Genomic DNA, 19,515 nt, shown 5'->3' with positions numbered 1-19,515 from the left:
GATTACTATGCATATTCAACGCGTAGGGAAGATGCTGCGATGTTATTTGAAGAGCATGATGAATTGTTGACTTTCAATACTACGAGACGTTGCAGTGACTGACGGGCCTGAAGTGACCACAGCGAAAGCATTAGTGCTGATTGAGGGCAAGAGGGAGAGTCGGTGATAATGCCCTGCTGTCACGCGCTGCATTCGTTATTGGGCAAATATTGCCAGAACTCGATAGTGTTGGCTTGGTGAGTCGCTTACTGCGGCCAAATCTCACTGTTCAAGGAGATAGCGGCTCTGAAAATTTAACGATTTCAGAAGCGATATCTAATTCAACCAATCGCGTATCACGCCGAGTTGAAGTGGCAATCGACACCTCTTACGCGAAGAGTCGCTCAGTAGATGCAGTCCAAGTTGCAAAAAGCCCAGCAAACGCTGGGCTTTTTATCTTTAATATTTTGACTCAATGACAACGATTAAAGTCGTAGCATCTCTTTTATAAAAGGAATGGTCAGTTTACGTTGGTGAACCAATGATGCTTTATCCAGACGGTCTAACACATCAAACAAGGTTCTTAAGTCTCTGGCTAATCGATTCAGCAAAAAACGACCAACATCGTCAGTCAGCTGTAACCCGCGCATCGCGGCGCGGCGCTGCAGCGCTGCAAGCTTTTCATCATCAGCCATAGGCTGTAGTTGGTAGTTAAGACCCCACTGCATACGTGAGATGAGATCGGGTAACGAAAATCCGGTATCTCCCGGTGAAACACTGGCACTTAATACCAATGAACAGGTTTTTTGTTCGGATATTCGATTGTAAAGATCGAAAATAGCTTCTTCCCAAACGGGATGGCCTGCGATGGCATTGACATCATCAATACAGACTAAATCAATCTTTTCCAAACCTTCTAACAATGCAGGAGAGATACTGGCATGGATCCCTAATGGGATATAAAAGCTACTGCGTCCGAGCTCGTTAGCATGGGCACACGCTGCATGCATTAAATGAGTGCGACCAGACTTCTCTGGGCCCCAGATAAAAACAGCACCTTCAGCGAACCCTTCGGCGCAGGCTTGCAAACTCTGTATGAGTTGATCATTTCCAGCAGCTGGATAATAACTGTTAAAGGTTTCATCATCTGGTAGATGAACGGGTAATGATAATTGTAACGGTGAGTTTGATTTCACTCAGGAGTATCTCGACAACGCAGTATTCAGTTTAGGTGCACATGCTACCATGTGCACCTCCTAATTGGGAGCTATTGACCTTTCCAATAGTAGATCTGTGTCTGTTTCTCGACCTTGGTCATTGTTTCAAAGCTTGCATATTCGACTTCATCAGCAGTAATACTGCTGATGACTTCAATTCGCGGATCTAGCTTCATCAGGCGATGTAGGTCATCTTCATTACCAAATAGTGCGACGTTAAATTCAACGGTCATGCCTTCAATACGCGCAACGCTTACTGTTTTGATCGCGCTTAACTGATTAAGGTATTTTTCTATTTCAACCAACTGCTTCATTTGACTGACATCGGTAAACGCAACTTTAGCGGTCAACTTTTCACCTGAATCAGCGATCGCATATTGGCCCACATAATACTCACTCGCCGCTGCCGTTATCGCCGTTACAGCCTGTTCTACCGTCGAGACTTCACCATTAGCACTGATTAAGGGGGTGAGTTGACTCGCGTCATCAGCACGCTCTCTTGGATAAAGTGCCATTTGGTAACGTAATACAGCCCCTTGCGGTTCTATGGTCGCCATAATGAAATAGTTTGATTGATACCTTAATGACGCGTTGGCGACATTATCAGTAAACTGACCACGAATATCGTTAACACCAACCTGCATCGCATCATCTAAGTCCATTAAAGGGAACACTAAAGGCACACCACGATTAGCCGACTGTGTATTAAACGCATCACGAGTTGTCGACGAAGAGGCATCACTTAGAATACTTTTATCATCTTCTACATCTTCAACAAGCCACACTAAGGTTAATGGACGTTGCCTTCCCCAAACAGGCAAACCAGCTTGGCGTAATAGACTAATTAAACGTTTATGGTCGAAGTTAACTTGGATGAATAACTCACCGTCTAACTCTTGATACCCGTACTGGGTCATCAATGAACTGGCACTCGCTAACTGCTTAACAACATCTGGATGAGATAAAGCACTCTGGGTACCTGTATTTTTAAGCACAACTTCCTTGAAAGCCTGTTTAATCGCTTGGCTTCTCAAATTATTGGCTCTTGATTCAACAGCCACAAGGCTTTCATCAAGCTTACTCACTTCAGCGGCGGTAACAAGGGGAGGAATACTCGCGAATAGCGCAAATATCATCAAGTAACGACAAATAGATCTCAGCATACTTAGGCTTCAAAAACGACACGATTATGCAAATTGTACCACAGTAGCTGAGATTAGGAATTTTTATCAACAAGGCTTTATTGTAATAAGATCAGTATAGTTTGAGCTAAATCGCTTTATATTTTGCTGCATAAAGATATGATTGATAAGTTTATTTAAAATCAGAGAATAATAATGAAAAACCTTACACTGCCTTTGCAGGGGGCACAAATGTTGTTTGTCGCCTTTGGTGCGCTAGTATTGATGCCTTTATTGACAGGCTTAGATACCAATGTTGCATTATTTACTGCGGGGATCGGCACCTTAATCTTTCAATTAATTACCAAACGTCAAATTCCGATCTTCTTAGCATCTTCTTTCGCCTTTATTGCGCCCATTATGTATGGAGTACAAACATGGGGGATCCCTTCAACCATGGGTGGACTGATGGCCGCCGGCATGGTGTATGTATTATTAGCCACCGTTGTCAAAGTACGCGGCCCAGGCTTTATTAAACGTTTATTACCTCCAGTCGTTGTTGGTCCGGTGATTATCGTTATCGGATTGGGCTTAGCTCCTGTTGCGGTCAATATGGCCATCGGAAAAACGGGCGATGGTAGCTTAGTATTAATAGAGCAAAATACGGCGTTAATCATCTCTTTGGCCTCTTTGTTTACCACCATCGCGGTGGCAATATTTGCTAAAGGCATGTTAAAGCTAATGCCCATTTTGGCAGGTATCTCTGTTGGCTATGGCTTAAGTTTGGCATTTGGTATCGTAGATTTCTCAGCCGTGACCAACGCGAGCTGGATTGCCATGCCTAACTTTGTGGCTCCAGAATTTAACTGGCATGCGATCCTCTTTATGATCCCGGTAGCGATAGCACCAGCGGTAGAGCACATTGGTGATATTCTGGCGATATCCAACGTCACAGGAAAAGATTTTATCAAGAAACCAGGCCTCCACAGAACACTCGCGGGTGATGGTTTTGCGACCATAGCCTCTTCTGCATTCGGTGGCCCACCAAACACCACCTATTCTGAAGTGACTGGCGCTGTAACCCTAACAAAAGCCTTTAATCCCGTGATCATGACATGGACTGCCATTACCGCCATTACTCTGGCCTTTGTCGGTAAATTGGGCGCCTTGATGCAAACTATCCCTGTCCCTGTGATGGGCGGTATTATGTGCTTACTATTCGGCTCAATCGCAGCAGTAGGGCTTAATTCTCTAATCAAAAATAACGTTGATATGAATGAACCGCGTAACTTAAGTATTGTAGGTGTGACCTTGGTTTTTGGTATTGGGGGGATGGCCTTTGGTATCGGTTCATTTAGCCTTACTGGGATCAGTTTATGCGGTATCGTAGCGATATTAATGAATCTTGTGCTTCCTGATAATGCAGCAGCACATAGCAAAATCATCAGTGAAGAGATTGACCAGATTTAGGTCACTGAGTTTACATACTTCATAAAAACCCCATCAATAAAAAAGCCCTGAATATCTAAAATATTCAGGGCTTTTCTTTAACAAACTGAAGATTAGCTACTCGCTTGCTCATCTTCCGTTTTATGTTTTGCAGCCGTTTCCTTGATAAGGGTCTGTAACTCGCCCTTTTGGAACATTTCAGTAAGGATATCGCACCCACCGATCAGCTCGCCTTCGATCCACAATTGTGGAAAAGTCGGCCAGTTAGCGTATTTAGGCAGCTCGCTACGAATATCTGGGTGCAGAAGAATATCAACGAAAGCAAATTGCGCTTCACAATTAATCATGATCTGCGCGACTTGAGAAGAAAAACCACAGCTCGGTAACTTTGGTGAGCCTTTCATGTAAACGATAATTGGATTCTCAGCTATTTGCTGCTTGATTTTCTCAACTGTTTCCATTTTTATTTCCTGAGTTATACAACATTGCAATTTAGCTATTGTACGCCAGTATAGTACAGAACAAAAACCTACTTTTAGTAAGGACAATTGCTAATAGATATAATCGATTGAGGTAATCGACCAATTCGAATAAACAATGATACACTTCACAAGTTTATTAGGTAAAATGTCTCGCAGTGAGCAAGAACGCATAAAACAACAATCTAGAGTTAACGGAGAAAACTAATGGCTTTCGAATTACCAGCATTACCTTACGCAAAAAACGCACTTGAGCCGCATATCTCAGAAGAAACAATCAACTACCATTACGGTAAGCATCACAACACTTACGTTGTAAAGCTTAACGGCCTAGTTGAAGGAACTGACCTTGCACAGAAGAGCCTAGAAGAGATCATCAAGACCTCTACTGGTGGTATCTTCAACAACGCAGCTCAAATCTGGAATCACACTTTTTACTGGAACTGCCTATCACCAAATGGTGGCGGAGAAGCAACTGGACCAGTAGCTGACGCTATTGTTGCAGCTTTTGGTTCTTTTGAAGCATTTAAAGCACAGTTTACAGATTCTGCAGTTAACAACTTCGGTAGCGCTTGGACTTGGTTAGTGAAGAAAGCTGATGGTACTGTTGCAATCGTTAATACTAGCAATGCAGCGACTCCACTAACTGATGAAACTGTTACGCCAATCATGACTGTTGATGTTTGGGAACATGCTTACTATATCGATTACCGCAATGTTCGCCCTGACTACATGGCTCACTTCTGGCAACTAATTAACTGGGAATTTGTTAACGCAAACTTCGCTGGTTAATAGCAAGTCTCTTTCAACGCAAATACTGTTGAAAATGGACTAAATACAAAATCCGAGCTCTTTCAGAGGTCGGATTTTTTTATACCTGCCTATGGTCCCCACTGACCTTAATCGTGCACTTTTTACTGTGCTAAATTATAGCGGCAGCTTATAAGTGCGAATGATGAAACCTAACTATACAAGCAACTTGAAGGTATACCTCGACTTATAACCGTGATTTAAAACCAGTCTTCAAGTGTCGTTAGGCTGACAATGTTAGTGAACTACATTCAATAAAAACTGCGTTTACTGACGTCATAAAACGAATGGATAGCCACTAAGGCGCTAAAACAAAAATGCCGATAAGCAAAGCGTATCGGCATTTATATTCAGGGCAAATGATTCAATCGCCCCCTTTAACTTTACTTACGTTAAAACTTATACAGTACTGGTGCCATTGCAGGCGTTGTAGATTCAGTTGCTCGCCCTGAAAATATTGCCTGTAAGTAATAACCCTTTTCTATAGCGGATGCCATATCAGCAGTAATGCTAAATTTTACGTTTTGCGTTTTACCCGCTGCCATCACTGTTTCACGTAATGCTTGAGTAAACATCATCTCATTAGACCAAGCCCATACTTTTTTGCCTGCTGAATTAAACAGCCATAGGTCAGCAGTCATTCCTGAACGAAACATCAGTGGTACACCATGTGATTGATTATTGGTATATTGCAAGGTTACTTTCATTGCACTACCTGCAACGCGATCTACAATCAGCTTGCCATCAAACAAGCTTTTGGCGATAAGCTTAGCCTTCATATCATCACTCTTATCGATTGGAGTAATAATCGCTGGCGACACCTTTGCATTACTCGATGCTTTTGTCATCTCTGCGACCTCTACCGAACTGTGACTCGTCGCGCCCTGTGAGCACCCCAAAGCACTTAATACCACTAAACCTAATCCTGCTTTATGTAACATCAAAATCCTCCGAATTTTTTAAATAAGCTGTCTTTCAGCTTATTGGTTTCATCTTTTAGCTTTGAATCAAACAAGGCTTTAGTATCTAACGAAAATTTAGGCTCTGACATTGTCCCGCTTATTGCAAATGGGATCTCAACACCGTATAGCGCATCGCGTTCATTGCCTCCTTGCCCTTCCAGCGAGCCAACGACCGACGTGGTCAACCTGTAATCTAACGCTTCGTTGATGACATTAGCGGTCCCCGCTCCCGTAAGTCGTATGAGAGGGGACGCCATATGAAGGTCTGGATTTGAGACAAGCCCTTTGGCGACCTTAAAGGACCCCGTCATACTGGTGAAGTCAGTCTTTTGTTCTGTTGAGTCACTTGGTGACATATCACCGCCAAGTTTGGCTTTTGCATCGCGGATCATTTGTGGAATATTTACGCCATGAATAGCACCATCGGCAATTTCAAATTTTCCATTTGCAAGCAAGTTCTTTTTCAAATTATCAGGGAGCAAACTCTTGCCCTTACCTGCAACATTAAAGTTAGCCGTACCATCGAGCATATCAATTTCAGCAGCATCCACTAATAATGCACGAATATCGACACCGCTCAAGCGTTTGTCAAATTGATACTGTGCCACTTTATTTCGGCCATCGAGTTTTGCCGACGCCTTTATCGTTCCACCATATAAATCGGCAGATAACTGGCTGATATTGGCAACACCTTGCTTCATGACCATTTTAAATACCCAGTTTTGAGTTTTTAAATTGGCTACTTTTACTGATTTAACATTAACGTTGATATCTAAGTTAACTGTTTTCATTGCCGTTAAATCTGGTTCAACGGCAGCCGCATTAGATGGACTGGTCTGTTTTTGAGTTGCAGCACCCTCCTCTTGTTTTGGCAATAAACGATCTATATCAATATCTCCAATATCAAGCTTGGCAACGACAGAGGGGACTTTCGCCCCATACGCAATATCGACTTTACCTGATGCATTAATATCAGCGGCACTGAAACTGGCTAACACTAAGCTCATTGTTTGCTTATCTAACGCCATTTCAAGCGACGTATTGATGTCAGCTTTTAAGGAGCCATTTGGAATACTGTTACCGGTAATGAGGTTTGTCACCACAAAATCGTTAATCGTCACATGTTGTAGATCTTGGGAAACTCTAATTTGGCCTTCACCACTGCTGTCTAGATTAAGATCGGGTAATGACGCGGATAACTCATATTGTAATGTCGCAAACTGATCTAGCTGAAAGCGCCCTAGCGTTAATGACTTGAGTGACAACACTTGTGTCGCGTTTGTTTGATGGTCAAAATTACTGATTTTGGTATTGGTGATTGAAATGCCACCAATATCTAATTTTGATAAGGTTGCACTTGATGTCGCACCGTCACTGGATTGTGGTTGAACGCTATCGCTAGCCTGCCCAGTAAGCCCGTCAAAACTGGTTCTACCGTCTTTTTGAGTTTCTAACGCCAATGTCAATCCATCTAAGTTTAGCTGGGAGATCTCTACCTCTTTCTTTAGCAAAGGCATTAACGCCACTTCAGCGACGACTTCATTGATTGAAACCATGGCTGCATTTTCAAACCCTGCTGGATTTGAAAGTGTGATCCCCCCGAGCTTGATCCCTAAACTAGGAAAGAAGGTCCACGATAGATCACTGCTTATTGCCAAATTACGACCTGTTTTATCTTTAACCACATCGACAATTTGAGGTTTAAAATCATTTGGGTCAAAAATTAAGGTGATATATAACACCAACGCTGCAACTAAACCTAAGATTGCTACAAAAAACCATTTTAAAAATTTCATGACAGATTCCATCTGAATAATAAAAAGCGATTACTATAAATTTAGCACGGATAAATCTAAAGCATGATGAGATATTGCGATCCCGTTCAGATCAGCATATACAAATGAGTGTGGAGAAATAATGACACCGTATATTTCTACCGCGATATTAATCTCCCCAAGCCCTTTCTTAACTGTTTTAATTGGGTTAGCCCCAATTGCTTGTATGCCAATATCCATAGTCTTAAGCGCAGCCACATCTCGAACGCAGCCAAAAATAACAATACCTTGCCAACCATTATCTTCGGCACTTTTTGCGATCATATCGCCTAGCAGTGCGCTGTCAGTTATTCCTTGCCCATCGACAACAAGCACCTTACCTTTACCATTTTTCGATAACACCTCTTTTACTAATGAGTTATCTTTAAAGCATTTAACGGTTACAACTTCACCCCAGAAACAATCTTGTTTACCAAAAGACTTAAACATGGGGGGAAGCAGTGACAAACGTTCAGCATATGAATCAAATAAATCAGGTAATAGATCTTGCATCAGCGGTTCCTTGCTTTAAAAGCGTTAACTCATATTAACTAGACTGACAGGTCATTAAGCTAAACCCAAGTAAATAGTTGTCCTTTTATACTAAAAATGACGTTTTTCCTTTTACAGATATAGATTACAAACTATAATCTATATCAATGTCTACTTTTAGACGCGAATCTTGTTAACCTCGGACTCCTATGAAAGAAAATCTTGATTTAGAAAATGCCATCGCAGCTTTAGACCAATACGGTTATGATAAAAAAACCAGCAGCGACCTTGAGCAAGCTCGTAATAAGCCACAAATGCTAAAATATATTGATTCGCTTGATTTTAACTTACGACGTTTACTTATTTTACAAGAGGCTGTGAGTGAACTTGTTGATAATGAAAAAAGATTACTTGCTCAGCAAGAAAGCATTCAAACATATAAAACAAAAATAATTAATCTTTCTCGTCAATTCAATATCTCTTACGATGACGTCATCCAAATCATGAGACAACAAGAAAGCGCATAAAAATAATCCGTGTGATTTTCCACTCCTTAATGATTGTGATGTTATAGAAGCACTGCGATATGTATCTCAATCCTCAGTTATTCGTTGAATAAATTGCGCCATTAAACATTCGCAAAACGCCTACGGATGGGCGCCAGCGAGACATCGGCTACAAATATCGTTCTTATATGAGATCAATATTCAATAGAACCAGTACTAAGCTACTGCAATAGCCATTTTCGGTGATGATCAACAGCGTATTTGATACTGCTTCAAGACATTAATAGCGTTACGTCTTATTCATGCCTATAAAAAAGGCCAGGCATTTATCAATACCCAGCCTCTTTGAACTAGAGATGTTAAGATTCAGGATTTATTACTCTGCCTTTAAACTTACTTTTAACAGATAACTGTTTCCACCAACGTGACTTTTTCAATCTTATTCCTAACAGTAAACCCATTATTATAAAATATAGTATCGGTTCTATAATCTCAGATTTTACCGACCAATAAAAATGTATTGGAATAAGTAACGCTATTAGGTAAATAGCATTATGCAGCTTTTGCCAGCGTCTCCCCATTTTTCGCATAACGGTTTTAAACGAAGTAAACGCCAGTGCAGTTAGGAGTAAATAAGCTGCCGCTCCCACTAGAATGTAAGGTCGCTTTAGCACTTCTTCAAAAAATAGTCCCCACGCAAACAATAAGTCTAGGCTAAAAAAAGCCAGTATATGCAGGCTTGCGTACGCAAATACATAAAGGCCCACAAGCCGCCTTGTTTGCAATAACATGCCTTGCTTAAACTTTTTGGCAATAGGCGATATCAACAACGTAGCAATCAATGCGTTGAGGGCGCCAACGCCCGTGTAGTGGATGATGTATTGCACTGGGTCGCCGCCAGCCTTATCATTTAATACCAATAACACCAAATAGATAATAGGTAACAATCCGATACAATGCATCAAGCCTTTAAGCCAAAACAGCGAGCGAGCGGTTAATCTAAATTGTTTATTCTTCATCAAACCCTCTCACTAAAAGTTTCTTTTTAGGTCTAGCCCTTCATATAAACCAGATACTAAATCACCATAACCGTTAAAAGGAAGTGTGGGGATCCTTTTCGCTGAAAACAGTCCTCCTTCTGCAATGCGTCGTTCTGACGCTTGTGACCATCGAGGATGATCCACTTCTGGATTCACATTCGCATAAAAACCATATTCACTCGCAGCCAAGAGGTTCCAAGAAGATTTGGGTCTACTATCGGTAACACGAATTCGAACAATAGATTTAATGCTTTTAAAACCATATTTCCAAGGCACAACTAATCTGATTGGCGCTCCGTTTTGTGGCGGCAACGTTTTACCATACAAACCCACAGACATAAACGTAAGGTCGGTCATCGCTTCCGCTAATGTGAGGCCTTCAACATAGGGATAGTTTATTCCACCACCGCTATAACGATTCTTTTGTCCTGGCATTTGTTCAGGGTCATACAGTGTTTCAAACGCGACGTGAGTTGCATTGCTTTTGACACCCGCCTTTTTTAATAGATTGGCCAATGAAAAACCTACCCACGGGATCACCATTGACCATGCCTCAACACATCTAAAGTTGTAGATCCGCTCCTCTAACGGAAACATCTTTAAAATGTCGTCATAATCCAATGTCAAAGGGGTATCAACTTCACCATCAATCACTAACTGCCAAGGATTAACCCTTAAGCCCTGCGCATTTTCGACAGGATCCGTCTTACTGGTACCAAACTCATAGAAATTGTTATGTGATATCACCTTATTTTCAGGTGTCAGCTCACCATAAAGCAGATGATCGTATTCAGTCTGTTTCGCATGTGGCAAGGCTACGCGTGCAAAGGCCGCTTTTTCCTCTTCGCTAGAGAAAAGATCGAACACCCCCGCGTTAGCATGGGAAGAAAGCAAGGCACCCGCGCCCACAAACCCCATCTGCTTCAAAATACGTCTTCTGTCGTGGTAAACCTCTTCAGGTGTCACATCACAATCTTTAAATTTGTCCCATGCAGCTTTCTTAATTATATTCATTGGCCGCTATCCTCTAGATCCGTCAAATTAAAACACTTAAATAATCAGACCGCGCTATTGTGTAAAAGATTTCGTAACCGTTAAAACATTACATTTCATTAACAGCTGATTACGTCTGCAGCACTCATCTTATACTTGATGTACTTAAGCTTGCAGTGTTTAAAGCAGCATGCCACTCTACGGTTTTCATCAACCATGTTAAGAGCCTTCTCACATGCCTTTAAATATCGCTTTTTCTACTCCTGAGATTATCATCATAATCGCAATCGCGTTTCTTTCTATTTTAATCGGTGCTCTTTTTAACCAACGTAAAACGCGCATTAAATGGGAATACGTTCGTAAACAGCTAACAGATGACATTGAACTGACGAAAGTTGAACTCAATTCAGAGATTTTAGAACTAAAACAGTCGCTACATCAAAAAGATGATCAATTAAGTCATTTGCAAGAAAAATTAGAATATCGCATAGAGCAACTGGGTAAGGCACAAGCACAAGCAGAAAGAGCTCCCGAGCTTGAACAAGCGTTAAGCGATAATCAGCGCAAGCAAATGGAAACCCAATTAGCCCTGTCTAAATCCAATGCTATGCAACAAACCATCACGGCACGCTATGATGCGGAGCAGCAAGCGCTTAACGATAAAATTCAATTACTAGAAGATACAGAAATTAGGCTTAATGCTCAGTTTGAAAATCTAGCCACTAAAATATTTGAAGCAAGAAGCGAGAAACTGCAAACCCAGAACAATCAGCAGCTTGACAGCGTGCTAGCGCCCTTCAAACAACAGCTAGAAGGGTTCAGAGTCCAAGTTCAAACCTCTTATGCCCATGAACAAAACCAGCGCAGCGCTTTGAAACACCAATTAGATTCTTTAACTGAACTCAATCTCAAAATGAGCCAAGACGCTATTAACCTTACCAAAGCGTTAAAGGGCGATAACAAGCAACAGGGTAACTGGGGTGAGGTTATTTTAGAGCGAGTATTACAAGAAAGCGGGCTACGCGAAGGACATGAGTATGACACTCAAGCCGAACTAAAAAACGATGATGGCAAACGCTTTAAGCCCGATGTCATTGTGCACCTGCCTGAGAATAAAGACGTTGTTATCGACGCAAAAATGTCATTGGTTGCTTATGAGCGCTATTTTAACAGTGACGATGATGTAGTGCGCGCTCAAGCTATTAAAGAACACATTGTATCGGTTAGAGCTCATATTAAAGGATTAAGCCACAAGGATTATCAAAAACTACACGGTTTAACTAGCTTAGATTATGTATTGATGTTTATTCCGCTGGAACCGGCATTTTTACTCGCGTTAGAGCATGATCCAAGTTTAGTTAATTATGCGCTTGATAGTAATATCATGCTGGTGAGTCCTACCAATTTATTAGTGGCACTTAGAACCATACATAATATTTGGCGTTACGAGTATCAGAATCAAAATGCGCAGTTGATAGCAAAGCAAGCAGGGAAAATTTACGACAAGTTATGTGGGTTCCTAGAAGACATGGAAAAAATCGGTCGCTCTCTGGAGTCTGCTGATAAAAATTATAACAATGCCATGAACAAACTCGCATCCGGTAAAGGTAACGTTATACGTCAAGCTCACCAAATGCAGCTACTCGGAGTCGAAACCAGTAAAAAAGTCGATACCCAGTTGCTGGATAAAGCGCTAAGCTTATCTCAAGATGAAATCATCTCGCAATAAATAGAGAAACATATCTTGCAATAGGGACATTGAAAGAGGATTTAAGCAGATGCACAAGCAATTACGAGGCATTTTATTCGCGGTTATAACGTTCATTTCCTACCCTATTACTGCTGCTCAGGCGTTAACGCCTGAGCAGCAACTTTACCTCGATGCCAAACAAGCACTCGATAAAAAAAAGCTAAATACTTATCAACAATTACGCGATAAATTAGCAGATTACCCTTTAGCTATCTATCTGGATTTTAACAAAAATATCGAATCGATATTAAAACAACCCGGTAGCAAAGCAGCAGAATCTTTCCTCCAATTTGACGGTAGTCCTTTATATAACACTGCTCGTTCTCGATATTTAACCCGCAGTGGCAAACAAAAACGCTGGAATGACTTTCTGGCAGTTAGCCCCGAAAGACCCAATAACATCTCATTGCAATGCTATTTTTATCGTGCCCAATTACAAAAAGGCGACAAGCAGCAAGCCTACAAAGGTGCAGGCGAGCTTTGGCTTTATGGCCGTTCACGTCCAAAAGAGTGTGATCCACTGTTTATGGAGTGGAGAAAAGCAGGTTTTCAGACTCAAGAGATGATTTGGTCAAGAATGCTGCTCAGTTTTAAGCAAGGTCAATACGGCCTATTAAGCTACCTATCTAGAAAAGTCACCAGTAATAAGCAAGCCGCTGAGCGTCTAGTGAATGTCTATAAAGATCCTCGTAGCCTTCGTCACACCTCAAGATTTAGTGGGAAAGCCAAGATAAACGCGACAATTGTAGATTTTGGACTGCGACGTTTAGCAAAAAAAGATTTAAAGCAGGCGGTTAAGCTATATGCTAAGTATCAAAAAGCGGATCGTTTTAGCGATTATAAAGGACGCCAACTTAGCCGTTACCTCGTCCGTAGAGCCTTAATTTACCAGACTGAAGAGCTAAAGAGTTTTGTCGATACTATGTTACCGCTGCTTGATAGTGACGATTTAGTTGAGATGCGATTGCGTTGGGCACTAAGAACAAATGAACGCACTCAATTTGAACAATTTGTCCCTTTGCTCAGTCAAGAAAAACAAAATACCGCTCGCTGGACATATTGGCGCGCAAATATTTTGCTCAATAGTGACAATAAGCAAAACCAACAAAAGGCTCAAAAACTATTATTATCACTAAGCCAACAACGTAATTTTTATGGCTTTTTAGCGGCAAATGCTATTAAGGTCCCCGTTCAGGTACAACATCAACCGACTCTTAGTGTTTTAGCTCGTCAAAGCAAGATTGGTACTGATAAAGGGCTAGCGCGTGTCACGGAACTATTAGCGCTAGACAAACAGTCAGATGCCCGTGCTGAATGGGTTATGTTATTAAATCGATACGATAAAGCCATGCAAAAAGAGTACGCTGTCTATGCTATTTCGCAACAATGGCACAGCCTAGGTGTGCAAGCGAGTATCCAAGCTAAATTATGGAACGATATGGATATGCGCTTCCCTTATGCGGCTCAATCTTCATTTACCAATGCCAGTAAAAAGTATCACGTCGATATTGATGAAATACGCGCCATAGCAAGGCGTGAAAGTGCTTATTACCCCAATGCCACCTCAGGTGTCGGCGCAAGAGGTTACATGCAGCTCATGCCAACTACAGCCAAACAGACCGCAAAAAAAGCCAAGCTGAACTACCGCGGTACCCGTAGCCTTTACGATGAGAAACTTAATATTGCCTTGGGCAGTGCCTACTATTCAGGTTTACTTAAACAGTTCGATAATAATAGAGTTCTAGCCACTGCATCCTATAATGCAGGGCCACACCGGATTAAGGGGTGGCTTAAAAAGAGCGACGCGCAGCTCGATGCGGTGAGTTTTATTGAGTCTATCCCGTTCACTGAAACAAGAGAATATGTACAAGCCGTGCTAAGTTATCGAATTATCTATCAAGTAAAGCAAGGTAAAATACCCGAATTACTTTCTAAAGATGAACTCGATTTTGAGTACTAAATCATAAATACTTAGAATGAATCGCAGCTAAGCGGCTTCCATTTAGGGACCGGCATTTAACGACTGTAATTTAAGCACTGACACTTTTGCATGTGCATCAACCTAAGCGTATTACCGTACTCATGAGGGCCCTTACATAGCGTTCTCATCCATCAAAGTGTTGTAAATCAATCCTTGAACAAGCCTATACTTTCTAGTCTAATCACTTATAAGTGTCTATAAATAAGCCACTTAAATATTATTTCCATTCTGTTTACCTCAATACATGATAGTGTTAACAATTATCATTTCACATGGAAGCGCTACGATTGGAAAGTACTATTTTTGAGCTGACGGGCCTACATTTAAGTGCAGAGTTTCAACCTCTGTTAAATCCTCACACCAATGAAATCTACGGTTATGAAGCGCTTTCACGTTTTTATAACCAAGACGGCATACCAATAGCGCCCAATATTGTGTTTGAAGAATTACATGCTCATCATGAGTTACTCAGCAATGTTGAAATGGCGGCGAAATCTTTCCAGTTTAAGCATGCACCTAAAGAGGGTGTGCTCTTCGTTAATATTGACCCTCATGCGGTTGAATTTAATACTCCTGACATGCTGTCTTTACTTAGGCAGAGGCAGAGGCAGAAGCACAATATCTGCGTTGAGATAATTGAGAATACCTGTATAAATGATGCACACCTAGCCACAAGCTTTATCAAACAATTGCTGAAATATGATATTCCCGTCGGTTTAGATGACGTTGGTGCCCCCCACTCCATGCTTTCAATCGATTTAGTAAGCCAAGTTAGCTGCCTGAAATTTGATAAATACTGGCTAGAAACCGCTAAAGATCCTCAGTATCACCATCTCATTACCGCCCTATTAAGTTTTGCAAAAAAAACTAATAAACTCACCGTTCTAGAAGGTATCGAAACTGAGGAACAACTGTTATTTGCCCAGCAGATTGGCGTCGATTTAGTACAAGGATTCCTGTTTAAACCCCTGTTTATTTCAGCGGATAAAAAAGTGTTACTGGCACCCTTGATAGAGTCATCTCAGCAACAGCCAATCATTAGTTAACCCCGAACCGGCATTCTATGACTAACAAGATTTTAATTAGCCTAGTCCAAATAATAGAGTGGAAAGCAAGAGGGTTTTCCACCATAGTCATTAAGAAGCTTAATTCACCAGCGAACAATAGCTTCAGCAGTTTATTATTGGCATCTAACTGAGTAAAGGACGCTCATGACTAATGAAAATATCGCTATTCTATTAGCCCAATTAGATCAGGTATTACTCGGTAAAAATCACCAGATAAAACTCGCGTTGTGCTGCATCTTAGCGAGGGGGCACCTATTGATCGAAGATCTACCTGGTATGGGTAAAACCAGCCTATCTCACGCACTAGCGCAAAGTCTTAGCCTCAGTTATCAAAGGATCCAGTTTACCAGTGACATGTTGCCAGCCGATATCCTCGGCGTGACCATTTTCGACAAACAACAAACAAAATTCATCTTTCACCCGGGCCCCATTTTTAAACAGATGATCCTTGCCGATGAAATCAACCGTGCCAGTCCTAAAACCCAAAGTTCTTTGCTAGAGGCTATGGCGGAGAAACAGATCACCGTCGATGGTGAAACATACCCTTTACCCGCACCGTTTTTTGTTATTGCAACGCAAAACCCCAGCGATCAATCAGGCACCTTCCCGCTGCCAGAATCTCAGCTTGACCGCTTTATGATGCGCTTATCTATTGGCTATCCCGATCCCAGCTCTGAATTCGCGATGTTAAAGAACCAACAAGATGACAACGCAATAGCGTTACCACAATGCTTAAATGCGATGACTCTGCAAGCATTACAAGAAAACGTCAGTGACGTCAGCGCCTCTGATTCACTGCTAAAGTATATTTTGGCTTTGGTGAATACTTCACGAAACCAAACTGAAGGCATAGGTTTATCACCAAGAGCAAGTAAAGCAATTTTACAAGCCGCTAAAGCCTGGGCCTTAATCAATGGCCGCCAATATGTTGTTCCCGAAGATGTACAAGTTATATTCCCTTATGTTGCTGAGCATAGAATTAGACAAAATGCCCAACAACAAGGCCAGGTGATGTCAGCAGCGATATTGAGCCAAGTAAACCCCATTCTTTAATCACGCTGTTAAAGGGATCTATGATATTAACTTTTACCGCAATTAAACGTCAGATAAAGTTTCGATTAGATAGCTGGTTATCTCGGCGTATACCTGCGGCTAAATCAGTCACCTTAAGCCACAAAAGTATTTTCATACTGCCCACGGGTTTCGGTTTTGCTTGGATTTTTTTGTTTATTATTCTGTTTCTCTTCGGCACCAATTATCAAAACAACCTGGTAATGGGGTTAAGCTTTTTGCTATTAAGCATGTTTAATACTTGTATCATCTACAGTTACCAGAATCTTGCTGGGCTCACCCTTTCCAGTACTCAGTCATCAACTCATTCTTTTGCAGATCAACCTAGTTACATCCCTATATTGTTGTCATCGAAAAGCAGTGCATTTGAGATCCAACTCAATTTTAATGGCCAACCGTTGGAAATTGCTAACAAAGTGGTTGCTCAATCGCTCCCTAGCCGACTCACCGTGCAGCACCCTTTTCGCGGCTTATTAAGGCCTGGCCGACTAAAAGTCGAATCACGCTACCCTCTAGGACTTTGCCGAGCTTGGTCTCATGTTGATTTAGACATAAAACAGGTTATCTTTGCTAAACCCATAAGCGGGCAAGACACACTTGCCTACAATCTCGGGGCACACGATGATCAATTACAGAGTGGTAAATTCATTGCTGGAATCGATGAATTTAAAGGGCTGAAACAATACGTAAAAGGCGAGTCACTTAAGCAAGTGGCTTGGAAACAATGGGCTCAAGGCCGAGGTATGTTAACTAAAGAGTTTCAGCAACCACAAGGGGCCCCAATGTGGCTAACCTTAGACTTAACCGCCAGCAACCCAGAACTGAGCTTAAGTAAGCTTGCGTGGCAAACCGAACAATTGACGAATAAACAACAAATATTCGGCCTCAAAATTGGTTCCAATACCATCGCCCCTGCGAAAGGTGAACAGCACAGAATAAAAGTGCAAACCCAACTGGCGCTATTTCCTAAAAAATACCCAGTGCATAGCGATGATTAAATTAAGCCGTAATAAAAAAGTAAAATTAACTGCACAGAGGAGTATCTCGAGGCACACACTGATGTGGCTGCTGATCACTAATATCGCCATATTATCGCCTCTGTACCAGCAAGTAACAGTATGGTCATTAGCCATTTGCACTATCTGTATTATTTGGCGAGTCGGTATTTATCTCGGCAAAGTAGCCAAGCCTCCACAGTGGTTGGTGACTACTTTAGCTTTTGCCTCAGCGATGACACTGGCAATGGTGTCCAATAAGATTGGTGTGCTCACTGCCCTTATCAATTTATTAATCTTAGGTTACGCTCTTAAGTACATTGAGATGCGCAATCGAAGAGATGTACAGGTTGTGGTGCTTGCTGGGTATTTTTTAATTGCCTTAACCTTTATTCAGCAACAAAGTCTGTGGTCAACATTGCACTTACTTGTGGTCACCTTCATTAATACCTGCGTGTTAATTAGTCTTTATCACGACGAAAATAATTTTAAACACGCCGCTAAACTCGGCGCCAAAATCCTATTACAAAGTGTTCCGCTAGCGGTCATTCTGTTTGTTATTCTGCCACGCATTCCTCCGCTGTGGATGGTTCCGCCTCAGGGCGGCGCCAAAACAGGCCTGTCTAATACCGTGAGTTTCGCCAATATCACTGAGCTCACTCGCTCTGCAGAATTGGCTTTTAGAGCCACCTTTAGTGACAATGTTTTGCTCCAAAATTCAGCGCTTTACTGGCGAGCTATCGTGATGGAGGATTACGATGGCACCCAGTGGTTACAAAATCCAAGTATTATCGCTGTCGAACGAGGGCTCACAAGCCCTAAAGGCCTTGATACTGCAGTGTTCCAGCGCTTCGCACCCGTTAGCAATAATGTATTTAACTCCGCCAAAGCACTCTCCTATTCAGTCATAGCTCAACCAAGTTCACAACATTGGCTGTTTGGTTTAGATCGGGCCACCAGCCAAGATCACGGCATCAATATGTTGGCTGATTTTCGTTTGTACGCCTCCAAGCCGATTGATCAACAAAGGCTCTATAATGTCACCTCTTACCCAAACCAACCGTTAGAACCGAGCCTTTCTCCAGCTTTGAGAGCAGTCAATTTAAGCTTGCCTAACAACAGTAATCCGCGCACCACACGTTTAGCCATGCAGTTTGCAGCTCAATATCCCAAAGAAACCGATCGGCTTGATGCCATGATGCGTTACTTTACCCAGCAGCCTTATTACTACACCCTGCGGCCTCCTGCGGTAGGCAAACAGCAAATCGATAATTTTTTACTGGATAACAAAGCCGGTTTTTGTGTGCATTACGCCAGTGCTTTCGCCTTTATGGCTAGAGCATCCGGTATTCCTGCCAGATTGGTCAGCGGCTATCAAGGCGGCGAATATAACTCGGCTGCAGGTTATTACAGTATTTATCAATATATGGCCCATGCATGGGTTGAGGTATGGCTACCCGCTCGCGGCTGGGTTCGCTTTGATCCCACCGCCATGATCGCTCCCGAAAGAATTGAAGCTGGCTTTGACGCGTTTTTCGATCCACAGGAGAGCTATTTAGCCGACAGTCCTTTCGGTTACATGAGCTACCGCACCAGCGAAATGTTTAACCAGCTGCGAATGCAATTTGCCAGTGTTGATTACTTTTGGAGCGTATGGGTGCTGGGATTTAACACTGACAAACAGCAACGTGTTTTAGAGGAGGTATTAGGTGAAGTCACTCGCATCAAGCTGGCGATGTTTATCATCGTCAGTTTAGGTGTGATAGGGCTATCTATCGCCTATAGCGCA

18 protein-coding genes are annotated in these 19,515 nt (G+C 42.0%); 10 read left to right on the top strand and 8 right to left on the bottom strand.

Features of this window, described 5'->3' with window-relative positions; all coding sequences use genetic code 11:
- Nucleotides 1-140: 140 nt before the first annotated feature.
- Nucleotides 141-458, top strand: coding sequence for a hypothetical protein (locus tag CXF82_RS04960; protein ID WP_102039504.1), 318 nt, complete (start codon nt 141-143; stop codon nt 456-458).
- A 6-nt stretch (nt 459-464) separates the two neighbouring features.
- Here the strand turns inward: CXF82_RS04960 and hda are convergent, their stop codons facing one another.
- Both hda and CXF82_RS04950 read right to left on the bottom strand, forming a co-directional pair.
- Nucleotides 465-1,175 (bottom strand): DnaA inactivator Hda, encoded by a 711-nt coding sequence (gene hda, locus CXF82_RS04955; RefSeq protein ID WP_101090972.1) that lies wholly within the window; start codon nt 1,173-1,175, stop codon nt 465-467.
- Between the two features lie 71 nt (nt 1,176-1,246).
- The gene (locus CXF82_RS04950) at nt 1,247-2,359 is read right to left on the bottom strand and encodes a DUF2066 domain-containing protein (protein ID WP_102043760.1); all 1,113 of its coding nucleotides are present in this window, start codon (nt 2,357-2,359) and stop codon (nt 1,247-1,249) included.
- Nucleotides 2,360-2,533: 174 nt separating this feature from the next.
- On the opposite strand from CXF82_RS04950, the gene CXF82_RS04945 reads away from it, so the two are divergent.
- The gene (locus CXF82_RS04945; protein ID WP_101090974.1) at nt 2,534-3,787 is read left to right on the top strand and encodes a uracil-xanthine permease family protein; all 1,254 of its coding nucleotides are present in this window, start codon (nt 2,534-2,536) and stop codon (nt 3,785-3,787) included.
- Between the two features lie 92 nt (nt 3,788-3,879).
- On the opposite strand, the gene grxD is transcribed toward CXF82_RS04945, so the two are convergent.
- Nucleotides 3,880-4,227 (bottom strand): Grx4 family monothiol glutaredoxin, encoded by a 348-nt coding sequence (gene grxD / locus CXF82_RS04940; RefSeq protein ID WP_101090975.1) that lies wholly within the window; start codon nt 4,225-4,227, stop codon nt 3,880-3,882.
- A 225-nt stretch (nt 4,228-4,452) separates the two neighbouring features.
- Here grxD and sodB point away from each other — a divergent pair, with 225 nt between their 5' ends.
- Nucleotides 4,453-5,037, top strand: coding sequence for a superoxide dismutase [Fe] (sodB, locus tag CXF82_RS04935; RefSeq protein ID WP_101090976.1), 585 nt, complete (start codon nt 4,453-4,455; stop codon nt 5,035-5,037).
- 410 nt (nt 5,038-5,447) lie between these two features.
- On the opposite strand, the gene CXF82_RS04930 is transcribed toward sodB, so the two are convergent.
- From CXF82_RS04930 to CXF82_RS04920, 3 genes are read right to left on the bottom strand one after another with little or no spacing between them, the layout of a single operon-like run.
- Nucleotides 5,448-5,996: a BsuPI-related putative proteinase inhibitor gene (locus CXF82_RS04930; RefSeq protein ID WP_101090977.1), complete on the bottom strand. Its 549-nt coding sequence runs from the start codon at nt 5,994-5,996 to the stop codon at nt 5,448-5,450.
- Complete coding sequence (locus CXF82_RS04925; protein WP_102043759.1) at nt 5,996-7,813, bottom strand: AsmA family protein; 1,818 nt, start codon at nt 7,811-7,813, stop codon at nt 5,996-5,998. The genes CXF82_RS04930 and CXF82_RS04925 overlap by 1 nt, the downstream gene beginning before the upstream one ends.
- Before the next feature lie 33 nt (nt 7,814-7,846).
- Nucleotides 7,847-8,344 (bottom strand): putative 4-hydroxy-4-methyl-2-oxoglutarate aldolase, encoded by a 498-nt coding sequence (locus CXF82_RS04920; RefSeq protein WP_101090979.1) that lies wholly within the window; start codon nt 8,342-8,344, stop codon nt 7,847-7,849.
- Nucleotides 8,345-8,532: 188 nt separating this feature from the next.
- Here CXF82_RS04920 and CXF82_RS04915 point away from each other — a divergent pair, with 188 nt between their 5' ends.
- Complete coding sequence (locus CXF82_RS04915) at nt 8,533-8,850, top strand: hypothetical protein (protein WP_101090980.1); 318 nt, start codon at nt 8,533-8,535, stop codon at nt 8,848-8,850.
- Between the two features lie 338 nt (nt 8,851-9,188).
- Here the strand turns inward: CXF82_RS04915 and msrQ are convergent, their stop codons facing one another.
- Nucleotides 9,189-9,848: a protein-methionine-sulfoxide reductase heme-binding subunit MsrQ gene (msrQ, locus tag CXF82_RS04910; protein ID WP_101090981.1), complete on the bottom strand. Its 660-nt coding sequence runs from the start codon at nt 9,846-9,848 to the stop codon at nt 9,189-9,191.
- A gap of 12 nt (nt 9,849-9,860) precedes the next feature.
- The gene (gene msrP, locus CXF82_RS04905) at nt 9,861-10,883 is read right to left on the bottom strand and encodes a protein-methionine-sulfoxide reductase catalytic subunit MsrP (RefSeq protein WP_101090982.1); all 1,023 of its coding nucleotides are present in this window, start codon (nt 10,881-10,883) and stop codon (nt 9,861-9,863) included.
- Between the two features lie 214 nt (nt 10,884-11,097).
- Between msrP and rmuC the strand changes: the two genes are divergently transcribed.
- The 6 genes from rmuC to CXF82_RS04875 all read left to right on the top strand — a co-directional run.
- Complete coding sequence (gene rmuC, locus CXF82_RS04900; protein ID WP_101090983.1) at nt 11,098-12,591, top strand: DNA recombination protein RmuC; 1,494 nt, start codon at nt 11,098-11,100, stop codon at nt 12,589-12,591.
- Nucleotides 12,592-12,640: 49 nt separating this feature from the next.
- A complete protein-coding gene (locus CXF82_RS04895) occupies nt 12,641-14,572 on the top strand; it encodes a transglycosylase SLT domain-containing protein (protein WP_102043758.1) in 1,932 nt (643 codons plus the stop codon).
- 320 nt (nt 14,573-14,892) lie between these two features.
- The gene (locus CXF82_RS04890; protein WP_102043765.1) at nt 14,893-15,639 is read left to right on the top strand and encodes an EAL domain-containing protein; all 747 of its coding nucleotides are present in this window, start codon (nt 14,893-14,895) and stop codon (nt 15,637-15,639) included.
- 165 nt (nt 15,640-15,804) lie between these two features.
- Entirely contained in the window at nt 15,805-16,713 is a 909-nt protein-coding gene (locus tag CXF82_RS04885; RefSeq protein ID WP_102039509.1) for an AAA family ATPase, read from the top strand.
- A gap of 20 nt (nt 16,714-16,733) precedes the next feature.
- Complete coding sequence (locus CXF82_RS04880) at nt 16,734-17,729, top strand: DUF58 domain-containing protein (protein WP_102043757.1); 996 nt, start codon at nt 16,734-16,736, stop codon at nt 17,727-17,729.
- 61 nt (nt 17,730-17,790) lie between these two features.
- A partial coding sequence (locus tag CXF82_RS04875) for a transglutaminase TgpA family protein (RefSeq protein WP_257982733.1) occupies nt 17,791-19,515 on the top strand: 1,725 nt, incomplete at its 3' end.

Origin of the sequence: Shewanella sp. GutDb-MelDb, from assembly GCF_002836075.1 — a bacterium.
Lineage (GTDB): Bacteria > Pseudomonadota > Gammaproteobacteria > Enterobacterales > Shewanellaceae > Shewanella.
The sequence above is the reverse complement of the archived record's forward strand: the minus strand, read 5'-3'. Positions and strand labels throughout refer to the sequence as shown.

What these genes read in the sequence shown, in the direction of transcription:
- sodB (WP_101090976.1), top strand. Translation starts at nt 4,453, where the DNA reads ATGGCTTTCGAATTACCAGCATTACCTTACGCAAAAAACGCACTTGAG.
- CXF82_RS04915 (WP_101090980.1), top strand. Translation starts at nt 8,533, where the DNA reads ATGAAAGAAAATCTTGATTTAGAAAATGCCATCGCAGCTTTAGACCAA.
- CXF82_RS04945 (WP_101090974.1), top strand. Translation starts at nt 2,534, where the DNA reads ATGAAAAACCTTACACTGCCTTTGCAGGGGGCACAAATGTTGTTTGTC.
- CXF82_RS04925 (WP_102043759.1), bottom strand. Translation starts at nt 7,813, where the DNA reads ATGAAATTTTTAAAATGGTTTTTTGTAGCAATCTTAGGTTTAGTTGCA.
- msrQ (WP_101090981.1), bottom strand. Translation starts at nt 9,848, where the DNA reads ATGAAGAATAAACAATTTAGATTAACCGCTCGCTCGCTGTTTTGGCTT.
- CXF82_RS04895 (WP_102043758.1), top strand. Translation starts at nt 12,641, where the DNA reads ATGCACAAGCAATTACGAGGCATTTTATTCGCGGTTATAACGTTCATT.
- msrP (WP_101090982.1), bottom strand. Translation starts at nt 10,883, where the DNA reads ATGAATATAATTAAGAAAGCTGCATGGGACAAATTTAAAGATTGTGAT.
- CXF82_RS04880 (WP_102043757.1), top strand. Translation starts at nt 16,734, where the DNA reads ATGATATTAACTTTTACCGCAATTAAACGTCAGATAAAGTTTCGATTA.
- grxD (WP_101090975.1), bottom strand. Translation starts at nt 4,227, where the DNA reads ATGGAAACAGTTGAGAAAATCAAGCAGCAAATAGCTGAGAATCCAATT.
- CXF82_RS04950 (WP_102043760.1), bottom strand. Translation starts at nt 2,359, where the DNA reads ATGCTGAGATCTATTTGTCGTTACTTGATGATATTTGCGCTATTCGCG.
- CXF82_RS04885 (WP_102039509.1), top strand. Translation starts at nt 15,805, where the DNA reads ATGACTAATGAAAATATCGCTATTCTATTAGCCCAATTAGATCAGGTA.
- rmuC (WP_101090983.1), top strand. Translation starts at nt 11,098, where the DNA reads ATGCCTTTAAATATCGCTTTTTCTACTCCTGAGATTATCATCATAATC.
- CXF82_RS04930 (WP_101090977.1), bottom strand. Translation starts at nt 5,996, where the DNA reads ATGTTACATAAAGCAGGATTAGGTTTAGTGGTATTAAGTGCTTTGGGG.
- CXF82_RS04920 (WP_101090979.1), bottom strand. Translation starts at nt 8,344, where the DNA reads ATGCAAGATCTATTACCTGATTTATTTGATTCATATGCTGAACGTTTG.